The following is a 12,461-nucleotide window of genomic DNA, read 5'->3' as shown; positions in this document are numbered from 1 at the left end:
GGAACGTCCATGCACAAACTCGACCAATGCGGTCCTGCAACACGGTCCAGGGCTGCCGGTGCTTTCAATCGGCAACCGGCGAAAAAAAATCATCACCCCGATTTCGACAAGCTGCAGCTTCGCGGCTGGAAATCTGCCGAGAAGGAAGGCGCTCTGCCAACGGCTGCCTGGGAAAAGGAGAAGGCCTGGGCGCTGCGCATGGGGCTTACGGGATCCGACAGTCTTACCGACAAGTCGATCCCGACATTCGCACGTGGTGAACTCCCGCATTACGCGGGGATCAATACATTCCTGAAAGCGCCTTATATCGAGGATGTGACACAGGTCGGTGCCTATGACGCAGCTGTCATCGGCATCCCGTTCGATGGCGGCACAACCTATCGTCCCGGAACCCGTTTCGGGCCGCAGGGGGTGCGCAAGATCTCCGCGCTCTATACCCCGTACAACTACGAAATGGGCGTGGATCTGCGGGAACAGATGACGCTATGCGACGTCGGCGACATCTTTACCATCCCCGCCAATATCGAAAAGACGTTCGACCAGATCACCCGGGCGGTGTCCCACGTTGCCTCCTCAGGCGCCTTGCCGATCATGATCGGCGGCGATCATTCCATCGGCTTTCCCTGCGTTCGCGGCATCGCCGAGTGCACCTCAAAGCGCATAGGCATCGTCCATTTCGATCGCCACATCGACATCCAGGAAAAAGACCTGGACGAACGCATGCACACCACCCCGTGGTTTCACGCAACGGATCTCGTCAATGTTCCTGCCGTCAATCTGGTCCAGATCGGCATTGGCGGATGGCAGGTGCCACGCGAGGGCGTTGAGGTCGCGCGTGAGCGCAATACCAACATCTTCACGATGCGCGATGTGGAAGAACTTGGCCTGGCCGAGACTGCGGCGCGGGCCCTCGAACTGGCGTGGAAAGATGCTGACGCCGTCTATATCTCCTTCGACATTGACAGCGTGGATTGCGGTTTCGTGCCCGGAACCGGTTGGCCGGAACCCGGTGGTTTCCTGCCACGCGAGGCGCTTGAACTTGTGTCCCTGGTTGCCAAGGAAGGGATCTGCGGCCTCGAAGTCGTCGAAGTGTCGCCTCCTTACGACTGTTCCGACATCACCGCCCTCCTCGCCACACGCGTAATTGTCGATGTTCTTGGGACGCTGGTGTCCCACGGCAAGATGGGATCCCATAAGTCGATCATTGACAAACCTGTTTCGATCCCGGCTGGTCCGGAGGTGGCGTGACGACCATGAAACATCATCATCATCATCATCATCACCACGATCACCACCATGATCATGACCACCCCCATCCGCATGATCACAACCATTCAAGCCCCGATCATCTGCATTCGCACGTTCATGGAGCATCGACAGCGGAAAAAGCGGATGAATTGCAGGCGCTTGCAACGAGCTTCATCGATGGGTTCAGGGCAGCTGAAGACAAGACCAGCTATCTCAGGCTTGCCGGAGTACCGTTCCACCGGCCCGGCTCCGACACTCTGATCCAGCATCTCGTCGATGCGAAGATCGTTTCCAACTGGCAGATCGGAACAGCATCGCCCGCCTTTGCCTCCAGGGAACTCGTCTATATGCCCTTCCCTGGCGCCATGGTGTCGGAGCGTGAAACAATGACGTTCACCTATGTTTCCCTCACAGAGCGACGCGATATTGACCTGATTGACATTTTGACTGAACGCCTCAAACACGGAGAAATAGAAAAATGAAGCGTATTATCCTTGCTTGTCTGCTGACGACAGTTTCAGCACCGGTCATGGCGCACCCCGGAGACCATCACGATGTCTCTGGCTGGTCAGGAACTCTTCAACACTTTGTAGAATCGCCGTTTCACGCGGCCTTGCTGGCAGGGTCGCTTGCCGTGGGTTTTGGTCTTTTCAAGGTGGTCAGGAACCTGAAGAGACACAAGGCAAGATAAACAATTGTGCACTTCCGGGCGGTTACCCTTTGCTACCGCCCGGCCTGCCCTGATCTTTGCTCCGATTGAGATTTCGGAGCGACCAAATTCGGTACACATTCTCGCCGTCTCGTCGTGGCTGTGAATCTGGAAATCATCTGAAACTTGTGACTTTGGTTTCCGTTTTCGCAAAACCCACTGGAATTTTGCGCATTCCATTTGCCGGTGCGTGGATAGACTGTCATCGTTATCAGATAGTTATGCCGTCGATCCTGTAAATCGAACGAAAACGGGTATGGTCATGGCTCTGAAACAGTTGGTCCGCAATGGTATGTCGGCTTTCAGCCTCGTGGTCGCCGTCAGCTGTTTCGGCGCGGCGCTCACTCCGTCGCTGATGCCGCGCGATCCAAATGTTCAGGCGGCGCTCGCCGCGGTGGCCGCCAGCCTTGGTTATGAGGCAGGTCTGCTTGTACGTAGCTTGTGGCGGTATCTGGAAATTCCTGATTTCAAAGGCAAGGTGCGCAGGGTCTGGTGGGTCCTGTCGCTCGCGGCAAGTACCGGCATTCTGGTCTATTCGCTTGCCAAAGCCGCATCCTGGCAAAATGCTACGCGTGCGGCGGTGGAACTGCCTCCTCTGGATACAGCTGCGCCGATTTATTTATTTGCTGTCGGCGGTCTCATCTTTCTTGGCCTGTGGTTCTTGTTCCGCATTGCAGGCGGGCTCCGCAGACTTGTCGCCTGGCAACTGGATCGTGTCTTGCCCAGAAAAGTCGGTGTCGTTCTCTCCGTTGCGCTCGTCGGCTGGTTTTTCTGGGCACTGATCGACGGTGCACTCGTCCGGTCCTTGTTCCGGGCAGCAGATGCCTCGTTTGAAGCTGCCGATATCCTGATAGAACCAGATATCGCGCAACCGCAGGACCCGATGAAAACCGGTAGCGCCGCCTCGCTGGTCAATTGGGACGAAATGGGCCGCTGGGGTCGGCACTTCGTTGCCGCAGCGCCAACAATCAAGGAAATATCCGAATTCCAATCCGGCACCGTCATGGAGCCTGTACGCGTTTACGTCGGCAGACGCTCGTCGGAAACTGCGAAGGAACGGGCCGAACTGGCGCTTGAGGAACTGATCCGCGTTGGCGGCTTTGAAAGATCTGTCCTGATCGTGATGGTGCCCGTCGGAACAGGGTGGATGGATCCGGGAGCACACGACACCCTCGACTTCATGCTGGCAGGTGATGTGGCAACCGTTTCGGTCCAATACTCATATTTAACCAGCGTTCTTTCGCTTCTGGCACATCCGGACTATGGCGTTGCCCAATCCAGGGAGTTGTTCGAAACAATCTACGATCACTGGACCGAACTTCCAAAAAACAACAGACCGGCCTTTTATGTTCATGGCCTGAGCCAGGGTGCTTTCAATTCCCAGGCCACGCTACCCTTGTTCGACATGCTCGGCGATCCGATACAAGGAGCGATGTGGGCCGGCTCCCCTTTCTTTTCCCTGTATTGGTCTGAAGTGCGTGACAACCGAAATGCCGGCAGCCCGGCCTGGAGGCCGACTTTCGGCAACGGGTCCCTGGTTCGCGTCATGGACCAGTACGGTGGCTTGCAGGGCGACTTTACGCCCTGGGGACCCTTGCGCGCGGTCTTTCTCAACTATGGCAGCGATCCGGTCGTCAATTTCACATTTGACAGCTCCGTGCGGCCACCGGCCTGGCTCAATCAGCCAAGAGCGCCTGACGTTTCAGAAAAACTGTCCTGGTTTCCGGTCGTGACCATGCTGCAATTGGCGCTCGATTCCATGTTCGCGCTCGATGTTCCTCGGTACGGGCACTACTATGTTGCACCGGACTATATCGATGCCTGGGCTGCCGTTGTCGAACCGGACGGGTGGTCGAAAGGACGTGCCGACCAGCTCAAGGAAATCTTCTCAAGGCGCGGACCTGCGTTCTGAGTTCAATTGTTTTCCAGGAGTCTGGACAGTTCCTGCTTGAAAACCTCCTTGGCCGGATCCGCAGCTTCCAGAAGGCCCTCGATCTTGAAAAAATCCATTGTCTTGAATTTGCCGATGGGTGGTTCGATCAGCAGGTCCGGTCTTGAGCATTCCAGCTTGGCGGCAACGAGCGAGTGAAGCGTGATGGAGAATGATCCGATCCAGGTGTCCATTCCGCTCGGAAGTCCGCTCTTGCGGGAATAGTCGCTGCCGGTGACATCGATACCGACTGTCAGGAGCTTGCTGTCATCGAAAACGTCGAATGGCGTCGGATTGACGAAACCGCCGTCAATCAGCACGAGGCCGTCGATCTCGACCGGCGTCAGAAGCATCGGCAACGCCGAGGAGGCCGCTATGGCCGGCAGCAAGGGGCCTTCCGCGAGGACAACCTGGGACTGCCGGTAAAAGTCAGTCGCGATGATCTTCATTGGAATGCGAAGTCCGGAAAAATCCGCGGCCAACTCTGCTGGAAACACCGTTTCAAACAGCACGATCGGGTCGATGATCGCGGGTCGCACCACGTTGAAAAGAGATGACCATGTCCGACCATCCTTCAAAAACAGTTTCTGGAATAATTGCGTTTTCCTGGTGAACAAATCGACGGCGTATTTTCGAATTTCCTTGCCGCTCATCCCGCTTGCATAGAGCCCGCCAAGTATGGATCCCATGGAGGTTCCGGAAATTTCCGTTGGCGTAACGCCGAGCTCATCCATAGCTTCCAGGATCGGAATGTGCGCAAATGCCTTTGCTGCACCTCCTCCGAGCGCGAGTGCAAATCCGTCGGTCGGCATTCTGTCGCTTTCTTTCACCGGAGTTTCCGTCGAAGCTTGAACGGGTTTCAATGTCTCTATCGTTGTTCCGCCGGCAGCCAGAGCTCCGAGCATCAGTTCACGTCGCTGAATCATTGTCAGGTTTCCCATCGCATGAAAGCCAACATTCACATCAGGTATCGTGGCAATCAAGACAATTGAAGCGATACCAATGCCCTTCGCGGGACACCAGTTGGATTGGGTATCTGACGTATTAATCGCCTGAGACGATCAACTCTACTGACTGTTGGAGTATCCATCACACGTTCAACACAGTCTCAAGAAGTCCTCGACGCCATTCTCAAGGTTTCAATCGCGAGAATTCTGATTTAAGCGAATCAAAAAATGTCGGCGAGACATCACATCTAGTTTTCCTAACGTCAACGTGTGCCGACCGTGTGTCGAAGTGAGCAGAGCGGATCAGCGGTTCCCTTAGTGTTCAAGCCGCACCCCGATCGGGGTGTTTGAACACTGTTAATGTGGAGAGCGACATGTCAAAGATTACCTCGCTGCTTGGTGCAAGCGTGATAGGCATCTTGGTTGCGGGCTCAGCGAACGCCGCAACAATTGATATTACTTTCAATAATTCCAACGGCTTTGGTTTCCTGGTGACGCCTGTTTATACAGGTATTCACTCAGGCGGCTTTGATGCATTTGATGAAGGTGCCTCGGCAAGCGCCGGCATTGAACAAATCGCGGAAGTTCCGGTTCCGCCAAACCCACCCAACCTTATCGCGCCTGAGCGTCTTGCCGTCGAACCCAATTCACAAGGCGGGTTTGTCTTCGGTCCCGGAGGACCGATCCTGGATGGCGAATCCGGTACATTGACCATTGATGTCGTCGATCCGACAGTGAACCGCTACGCGACATTCCTGTCGATGTTTGTACCTTCAAACGACACCTTTCTCGGCAATGACGATCCGCTTGCCTACGCGATATTTGATGCAGCGGGCAACGTGATCGAACAGACGATTGAAATCACGGGAAGATCCATCTGGGATGCCGGAACAGAGGTGAACCAATTGTTCGGGGCTGCCTTTCCGGGCCAGGACATTCAACTCGGCGACACTGAAGGTGGCACCATCACGCGCCTGATAGACATCGATGATGGGTCAGGTGGGAATGGATTTAGCGCGCTTGAAGCCCTGTTTGGTGTAACCGGCGCCGGATCGATTACGGCGGATACTGTCCTCTTCACAATCGATATTGAGGCTGCACCGACAGCAGTACCGCTTCCTGCGGGTGCCGGATTATTGCTTGCCGGCCTCGGCGTACTTGGTTTTGCAGGGCGCAGCCGCGCCAGGAAAGCTTAGCCAAATCAATTCATCTGGGCGTGTTCACTCGCCCAGATGATACCCAAAGGGTTGCCGATATTGCCGAATGCACTCGCAGCACTTCGATGCCGGGCCCTGGACAAGATCTGCAACGCAATCCGAAAGATCGTCAAAACCGTTTTTTTGATGGATGGGATTGAAGTTGAAGCCTTCAGGCTTGAACCTCCATTTATTAAAAATGTACTTGTACGTCGTTTCATTTTTCGCCTTCGACCCAAACTCATTCTGACCTGACGTTTTCAAACAGCGGTGTACCGTATTCCGGGATGGAGATCCTTGCCTCGTCGGTGATCCAGTGTCTAGGCTTGGGCAACGTCATGTCACCGACGCACGTTGCAAGTTTCACCCCGGGATACAGGATGAAGACCGTGAAGATTGAAGCCGTTGAAACACTGCGACTGGGCGCCCATCCCAATCTTCTCTGGGTGCGCATTCACACAGAGGATGGCTGCACCGGTCTGGGTGAAACGTATTTTGGTGCCGGGCCGAGCGAAGCGGATGTTCACGAACGCATCGCTCCCATAATTTTGGGACAGGATGCCAGCCAGATTGAATTCCTGAACATGAAGATGCAGCCATATGTCGGCTTCACGGGAAGCGGCGCGGAAGTGCGGGCGCTCGCAGCGATTGACGTGGCGCTTTGGGACATTGCTGCAAAATCGGCTGGCAAACCGTTATGCGATCTTCTGGGGGGAAGAACCCGGACCGGAATTCAGGTCTACAACACTTGTGCTGGAGCGGACTACGTCTCCAAGACCTCGGCGGTGAGACCCGATAATTTCGGGACTGACGGCGCGAAACAGGACAGCGGTCTTTATGACGATCTCAATGGGTTTTTAAACCATCCCGAAGACCTTGCCGCGTCCCTGTTGGACATGAACATCTCCTCCATGAAGATCTGGCCGTTCGATCTGGCAGACGGCGCCGTTGATGGCGTCGATATTTCCCTGCCGGATTTGAAAAGGGGTGTCGAACCGTTTGAAAGGATCCGCAAGGCACACGGTGACAAAATCCGCTTGAAGGCGGAGTTGCACGGATTGTGGAGCCTAAATGCCGCAATAAAAATCGCGAACGTACTTGAACCACTCGACATGGACTGGATCGAAGATCCGGTCTGGATGGACCGTCCCCACGAAGTGGGCAATCTGGCGAGCGTGACATCGGCCCCGCTGGCAGGCGGCGAGACGCTCGCAAGCCTCGGACAATTCAAGTCTCTGATCGACGAAGGCAACATTTCGACACCCATCGTGGATGTCGTCTGGGCGGGAGGCGTCACGGCTGCACGAAAAATAGCTGCTCTTGCCGAAGCGAGTTCACGCCCGATCGCCTTTCATGACTGTTCCGGTCCCGTCACCCTCGCCGTTTCGACACATCTCGCACTCAGTCTTCGAAATGTCAGGGAACAGGAGATAGCGCGGGGCTTCTACTACAACTGGTATCAGGATTTTGTCGATCATCTGCCGCCAATTGAAAACGGGATGATATCAATTCCTGGCGGCCCCGGTCTGGGAATGGACTTGCAGCCGGATATCTTCAGGCGCGCCGACGCGATCCACAGGACAACCAGAGTGGAATGAAGCGGCCCTGACCAAAGGGAAAACAATGGAACGTCCAGCAATTCCCTGAATCGAGACCGATCGTCAGATCTCTTAGGTCCGGACCGGGACGTATCCCGGTCCGGTGGTATTGCAAATTACTCCGGCAGCTTGTCGTCGACACCCTGGATGTACCAGTTCATGCCGAGGATCGCGCCATCATCGAGTGTGACGCCATCTTCAGCAGCTACCGAACCGTCCTGCTTGGTGATCGGACCGGTGAAGGGTTCCCAGCCGCCCTTTATCTTGGCTTCAGTCGCCTTTGCCATCTCAACGACATCCGGCGGAAGGTTCGTGTAGGGCGCCATCACGACGTGACCTTCTGCCAGACCGTCCCAAGCGCTGCCCGCATGCCATTTGTCATCAAGAACTTCCTGCACACGCTCTATGTAATACGGGGCCCAATCATCAATAATTGCGGTGTATTGTGCATCCTTGGCGAAATTAATCATGTCGGATGCCTGACCGAACCCATGGACACCCCGTTCCTGAGCCACCTGAAGCGGCGCTGTGGAATCGGTGTGCTGCGTGATGATATCGGCGCCCTGATCGATGAGTGCCTTGGCAGCATCAGCTTCCTTGCCCGGATCGAACCAGGTGTTGACCCAAACAACCTTGACCTTGAAATCAGGATTGACCGACTGCGCGCCGAGCAGGAATGCATTGATACCAGCGACAACTTCCGGGATCGGGAATGATGCTATGTAGCCGGCAGTTCCTGTCTTGGATTGTTTGGCAGCGATCTGACCGATGATGTACCGGCCTTCGTGAAATTTCGAGTTGTAGGTGGCAACGTTGTCCGCGGTCTTGTAGCCGGTTGCGTGCTCGAACTTCACATCCGGGAACTTCTTCGCGACCTTGATCGTCGGATTCATGTAACCGAAGGAAGTGGTGAAGATGACGTTGCAGCCTTCTCGGGCGAAACGCTCGATAGCGCGCTCGGCATCCGGACCTTCCGGAACGCTTTCAAGATAGGCGGTTTCAACCTTGTCACCGAACTTTTCTTCGACTGCCAAACGGCCCTGGTCGTGCTGGTAAGTCCAGCCGAAGTCACCCACGGGACCAACGTACACAAAACAGGCTTTGACATCAGCAGCGTTTGCAGCCGAACCGGCAGCAGCGAATGCCACGGCTGCGACAGTGGCTTTCAAAAGAGATTTCATGTGTTCATTCCCCTTTTCTTTGATCTCTTTTTGCGATCTCTTCTTCAGCCCGCCCCCTGATCGCTAACGGGTTCGGACAGGACCTCATGCTGAATGGATTACCGGTCGGGTACGAACGGTTTTCCAAGACAGGCCGGGGTATTTACCAGTGTCAGTCTGCGGTTTGCGGAGATAAGGACAAGTACTCCAATAGTCGCAAGATACGGCAGGCTCGACAGAAGCTGGGACGGTATATCAAATTCGAGCGCCTGAGCGTGAAGGTTCAGGACACTGACGGCACCAAAGAGATAGGCTCCGACAACGACTCGCAGTGGCAGCCACGAGGAGAAAACCACGAGCGCCAGGGCGATCCATCCGCGGCCAGCTGTCATGTTTTCCACCCACTGCGGCGTATAGGCCAGCGAAAGATAGGCTCCGGCAAGTCCTGCGCAGGCACCACCGAACAAAATTGCCATGAAGCGGATTTTCAGCACCGAATATCCAAGAGCGTGTGCGGAACCATGGTTGTCGCCGACTGCCCGCAACACAAGTCCAAGACGGGTGCGGAACAGGCAATAGGCGACTGCAGCCACGAGGGCAAAGCTCAGGTAGACCAGTGCATCCTGCTGGAAGAACACCGGGCCGATGAAGGGAATTTCGGAAAGCACGGGAATATAAAGCTGTGGCAGGTCGAGGCCGGGGACGCCGATGAACGCTTCCCCGATCATTCCCGAAAGCCCAATTCCAAGGATAGTCAGTGCAAGTCCTGTCGCAACTTGGTTGGCGACAAGAAATAGCACCAGGAATGCAAACAGCGCAGACATTGCCATGCCGGCGACAACCGCCGCAACAACACCCAGAGATCCCGAGCCGGTCTGGTTGGCGACTGCGAATCCGATCACTGCGCCCATGATCATCATACCCTCAACGCCCAGGTTCAGGACACCGGAGCGCTCCACAACAAGTTCCCCGACGGCTGCGATGAGCAGAGGCGTTGCCGCGGTGATGACTGTCAGCAAAACAGCTTCAAACATGAGATGCCTCCCCGGTTGGAACGCGCCGGGATACCATGCGGATCCGATAGAGAATAAGCGTATCGCATGCCAGCACGAAAAACAGAAGCAGACCCTGAATGACGCTGGCGATTTCATTGGAAACGCCCATCGCCGACTGAACACCTTCACCACCAATGTAGGACAGTGCCAGGACAAACCCGGCAATGATGATGCCGATCGGATTGAGGCGCCCCAGAAACGCAACGATGATTGCCGTGAAACCGTAGCCTGGCGATATCGACGGCAACAGCTGGTTCAAGGCGCCAGAGACTTCCATGGTTCCAGCCAGTCCGGCCAGTGCACCTGCGATTGCGAAAGAGAACAGGGTCAGTCTCTTGGCGGAAAATCCTGCGAAACTGCCGGCGCGCGGGCTTTCTCCCATCACCCTGATTTCAAATCCCTTCAAGGTTTTGGCGAGAACGATTGCCAGCACGATTGCAATGACGATCGTGATCGGTGCCGACAAGCTCATGGCTCCCCCGAACACTTCGGGTAGCGTCGCTGCGTCCGAGAAAATTCTGGATTCCGGGAAGTTGTATCCGTCCGGGTCTCGCCACGGCCCTCGGACAAGGTAATCCAGAAGGAGCCCAGCCACATAGACAAGCATGAGACTCGTCAGGATCTCGTTGGTATTGAACCGGGTCTTCAACAGGGCTGGTATCAGGGCCCATAACGCGCCGCCGATCGCGCCGAAAAGCAGCATGAGAGGTAGCGTGATGACATTTTCAAAAGATGGAAACAGGATCGGCAGCGCCGAGCCGAACAAAGCACCGACAACGAACTGGCCTTCCGCGCCGATGTTCCAGTTGTTGGACAGGTAACAAACCGCCAGGCCACAACCGATCAGGATCAATGGTGTCGCCTTGTCTATGGTAGCTTCGAGCGACCATTGTTGTGTCAGCGGCTCGATAAAGAATTTATATAATCCTATCAGAGGATTATGACCAGTTATTGAGAAAAGGATTGCAGCTGAAAATGCCGTGAGAGCAACAGCTATCAATGGCGACAGCAGTGCCATCGTCCGGCTGTGTTCTTTTCTTTTGACAAGCTCGATACGCATCAGGCCACCTCTCCTTGCGTCTCGGCGCCACCCGCCATCAGCAGTCCGACGCGTTCCCGCGTCATGTCCGTTGCGGGTTCGGCCTCCGACAGGAAGCCCCGCGAGATCACGGCAATCCGATCGGCAATTTCGAAAATCTCATCGAGATCCTGACTGATGACAAGTACGGCTGAACCGGATCGAGCGAGATCGATCAGCGCCTGACGAATAAGGGCGGCCGCCCCGGCATCAACACCCCATGTCGGCTGATTGACAACGAGGATGCCCGGGTTGCGATCGAGTTCCCTGCCGACCACGAATTTTTGCAGATTGCCGCCCGATAGCGATCTTGCCTCCGGATCGTCATGGGACATGCGAACATCGAATGCCTGCTTGATCCGCTTTTCCAATACGCTCGCCTCGGCGTTGGAAACAAAACCGGCCCCAACCAGTTTGTCGCCGGTTCCATGACGTGTCAGAACGATGTTCTGGGACAGTTTCATGCCCGGAACCGCACCGTGCCCGAGCCGTTCTTCCGGGACGAAGGCAGCGTTCTGTTTGCGTCGCCAGTTGATATTCTTGTTGCCGCACGCTGTTCCGTCGAGATGGATCATGCTGGCGGCAGCGGGCATTTCACCTGAAATAGCGTCGAACAATTCACCTTGCCCATTTCCTGCTACTCCGGCGATTGCGACCACTTCGCCGGCCCTAAGCTCCAGCGAGATGTTGTTGAGTGCGGTCGCAAAAGGAGTTGCCGCCTTGGCACTCAATCCCTGAAGGGCGAGCCTGGTTTCGCCAATTTCGGGAGCCTGCTCGCCTGCGCTTACTGCTGCTACGTCTGCACCCACCATCATGCTGGCCAAAGAAGCAGGTGTTTCGAGTGTCGGATCACATTCACGCACCACCTGTCCATGGCGCAGGATCGTGGCGTGGTGACAGATCCGCTTCACCTCTTCCAGACGGTGGCTGATATAGAGCACCGCGCAGCCTTCCTTGGCGAGCCGTTGAAGGGTCAGGAAAAGCTGGTCGGCCTCCTGCGGGGTCAACACGGATGTCGGTTCATCCATGATTATCAGCCGGGGTTCCTGCAGCAAACAGCGCACAATCTCGATCCGCTGGCGTATTCCGACTGGCAGATCGGCAACGATATCCTCCGGATCGAGCGGCAGGCCATAGTCACGGGAAACAGTCTCAATGCGCTTTGCGAGATCCTGCATGTTTCCCGGATTTGGCAGTGCAAGCGCAATGTTTTCAACGACATTGAGGGCTTCGAACAGTGAGAAGTGCTGGAATACCATGCCGATGCCGAGTTCCCGGGCAGCCGCGGGGTTCCCGATGGTGACCTGTCGGTCACCCCACAATATTTCGCCATCATCGGGTTCGAGCGAGCCGTAGAACATCTTTACAAGTGTCGACTTGCCTGCACCGTTCTCGCCGAGCAGTGCATGGATTTCTCCCTTGTTGATGATCAGGTCGACACGGTCGTTTGCAAGTATGTCGCCGAACCGCTTCGTCAGCCCTCGTGCGTCCAGCAATGTGTCCTTTTCGGATCTGTCCTGCTGCACCGGGTGTTCATCTA

General features: G+C 55.7%; 11 protein-coding genes. 6 read left to right on the top strand and 5 right to left on the bottom strand.

Annotation, left to right across the window (positions count from 1 at the left end; all coding sequences use genetic code 11):
* The first annotated feature begins 9 nt into the window (after positions 1–9).
* The 4 genes from ACO6TI_RS21225 to ACO6TI_RS21210 all read left to right on the top strand — a co-directional run bounded on the left by ACO6TI_RS21225 (position 10) and on the right by ACO6TI_RS21210 (position 3,869).
* The gene (locus ACO6TI_RS21225) at positions 10–1,248 is read left to right on the top strand and encodes an agmatinase family protein (RefSeq protein WP_104701717.1); all 1,239 of its coding nucleotides are present in this window, start codon (positions 10–12) and stop codon (positions 1,246–1,248) included.
* Complete coding sequence (locus ACO6TI_RS21220) at positions 1,245–1,730, top strand: hypothetical protein (RefSeq protein ID WP_422383321.1); 486 nt, start codon at positions 1,245–1,247, stop codon at positions 1,728–1,730. Before ACO6TI_RS21225 ends, ACO6TI_RS21220 begins: the two co-directional genes overlap by 4 nt.
* Positions 1,727–1,939 carry a hypothetical protein gene (locus ACO6TI_RS21215; RefSeq protein ID WP_281930784.1) on the top strand — a complete coding sequence of 71 codons (213 nt, stop codon included), beginning with the start codon at positions 1,727–1,729 and terminating at the stop codon, positions 1,937–1,939. Before ACO6TI_RS21220 ends, ACO6TI_RS21215 begins: the two co-directional genes overlap by 4 nt.
* Before the next feature lie 280 nt (positions 1,940–2,219).
* Positions 2,220–3,869 carry an alpha/beta hydrolase gene (locus tag ACO6TI_RS21210; RefSeq protein WP_422383320.1) on the top strand — a complete coding sequence of 550 codons (1,650 nt, stop codon included), beginning with the start codon at positions 2,220–2,222 and terminating at the stop codon, positions 3,867–3,869.
* Positions 3,870–3,871: 2 nt separating this feature from the next.
* Here the strand turns inward: ACO6TI_RS21210 and ACO6TI_RS21205 are convergent, their stop codons facing one another.
* The gene (locus tag ACO6TI_RS21205; protein ID WP_422383319.1) at positions 3,872–4,813 is read right to left on the bottom strand and encodes a patatin-like phospholipase family protein; all 942 of its coding nucleotides are present in this window, start codon (positions 4,811–4,813) and stop codon (positions 3,872–3,874) included.
* Positions 4,814–5,208: 395 nt separating this feature from the next.
* On the opposite strand from ACO6TI_RS21205, the gene ACO6TI_RS21200 reads away from it, so the two are divergent.
* Together ACO6TI_RS21200 and ACO6TI_RS21195 are read left to right on the top strand one after the other, a co-directional pair.
* Positions 5,209–6,030, top strand: coding sequence for a spondin domain-containing protein (locus ACO6TI_RS21200; RefSeq protein ID WP_055120628.1), 822 nt, complete (start codon positions 5,209–5,211; stop codon positions 6,028–6,030).
* A 338-nt stretch (positions 6,031–6,368) separates the two neighbouring features.
* A complete protein-coding gene (locus ACO6TI_RS21195) occupies positions 6,369–7,628 on the top strand; it encodes a mandelate racemase/muconate lactonizing enzyme family protein (RefSeq protein WP_422383318.1) in 1,260 nt (419 codons plus the stop codon).
* A 116-nt stretch (positions 7,629–7,744) separates the two neighbouring features.
* On the opposite strand, the gene ACO6TI_RS21190 is transcribed toward ACO6TI_RS21195, so the two are convergent.
* From ACO6TI_RS21190 to ACO6TI_RS21175, 4 genes are all read right to left on the bottom strand, one after another.
* A complete protein-coding gene (locus ACO6TI_RS21190) occupies positions 7,745–8,809 on the bottom strand; it encodes a BMP family ABC transporter substrate-binding protein (RefSeq protein ID WP_055120629.1) in 1,065 nt (354 codons plus the stop codon).
* Between the two features lie 98 nt (positions 8,810–8,907).
* Positions 8,908–9,822, bottom strand: a complete 915-nt coding sequence (locus tag ACO6TI_RS21185; protein ID WP_055120630.1) for an ABC transporter permease — start codon at positions 9,820–9,822, stop codon at positions 8,908–8,910.
* Entirely contained in the window at positions 9,815–10,903 is a 1,089-nt protein-coding gene (locus ACO6TI_RS21180; RefSeq protein ID WP_422383317.1) for an ABC transporter permease, read from the bottom strand. The genes ACO6TI_RS21185 and ACO6TI_RS21180 overlap by 8 nt, the downstream gene beginning before the upstream one ends.
* Positions 10,903–12,447, bottom strand: a complete 1,545-nt coding sequence (locus ACO6TI_RS21175) for an ABC transporter ATP-binding protein (protein ID WP_409857478.1) — start codon at positions 12,445–12,447, stop codon at positions 10,903–10,905. The genes ACO6TI_RS21180 and ACO6TI_RS21175 overlap by 1 nt, the downstream gene beginning before the upstream one ends.
* Between the last annotated feature and the right edge of the window lie 14 nt (positions 12,448–12,461).

Origin of the sequence: Roseibium album, from assembly GCF_965233825.1 — a bacterium.
Taxonomy (GTDB): domain Bacteria; phylum Pseudomonadota; class Alphaproteobacteria; order Rhizobiales; family Stappiaceae; genus Roseibium; species Roseibium album.
Note: the sequence above shows the minus strand (reverse complement) of the source record. Positions and strands in the feature narration are given on the sequence as shown.

Coding starts and splice junctions, on each gene's coding strand:
- ACO6TI_RS21225 (WP_104701717.1), top strand. CDS start 10: ATGCACAAACTCGACCAATGCGGTCCTGCAACACGGTCCAGGGCTGCC.
- ACO6TI_RS21215 (WP_281930784.1), top strand. CDS start 1,727: ATGAAGCGTATTATCCTTGCTTGTCTGCTGACGACAGTTTCAGCACCG.
- ACO6TI_RS21210 (WP_422383320.1), top strand. CDS start 2,220: ATGGCTCTGAAACAGTTGGTCCGCAATGGTATGTCGGCTTTCAGCCTC.
- ACO6TI_RS21205 (WP_422383319.1), bottom strand. CDS start 4,813: ATGATTCAGCGACGTGAACTGATGCTCGGAGCTCTGGCTGCCGGCGGA.
- ACO6TI_RS21200 (WP_055120628.1), top strand. CDS start 5,209: ATGTCAAAGATTACCTCGCTGCTTGGTGCAAGCGTGATAGGCATCTTG.
- ACO6TI_RS21195 (WP_422383318.1), top strand. CDS start 6,369: ATGTCACCGACGCACGTTGCAAGTTTCACCCCGGGATACAGGATGAAG.
- ACO6TI_RS21190 (WP_055120629.1), bottom strand. CDS start 8,809: ATGAAATCTCTTTTGAAAGCCACTGTCGCAGCCGTGGCATTCGCTGCT.
- ACO6TI_RS21185 (WP_055120630.1), bottom strand. CDS start 9,822: ATGTTTGAAGCTGTTTTGCTGACAGTCATCACCGCGGCAACGCCTCTG.
- ACO6TI_RS21180 (WP_422383317.1), bottom strand. CDS start 10,903: ATGCGTATCGAGCTTGTCAAAAGAAAAGAACACAGCCGGACGATGGCA.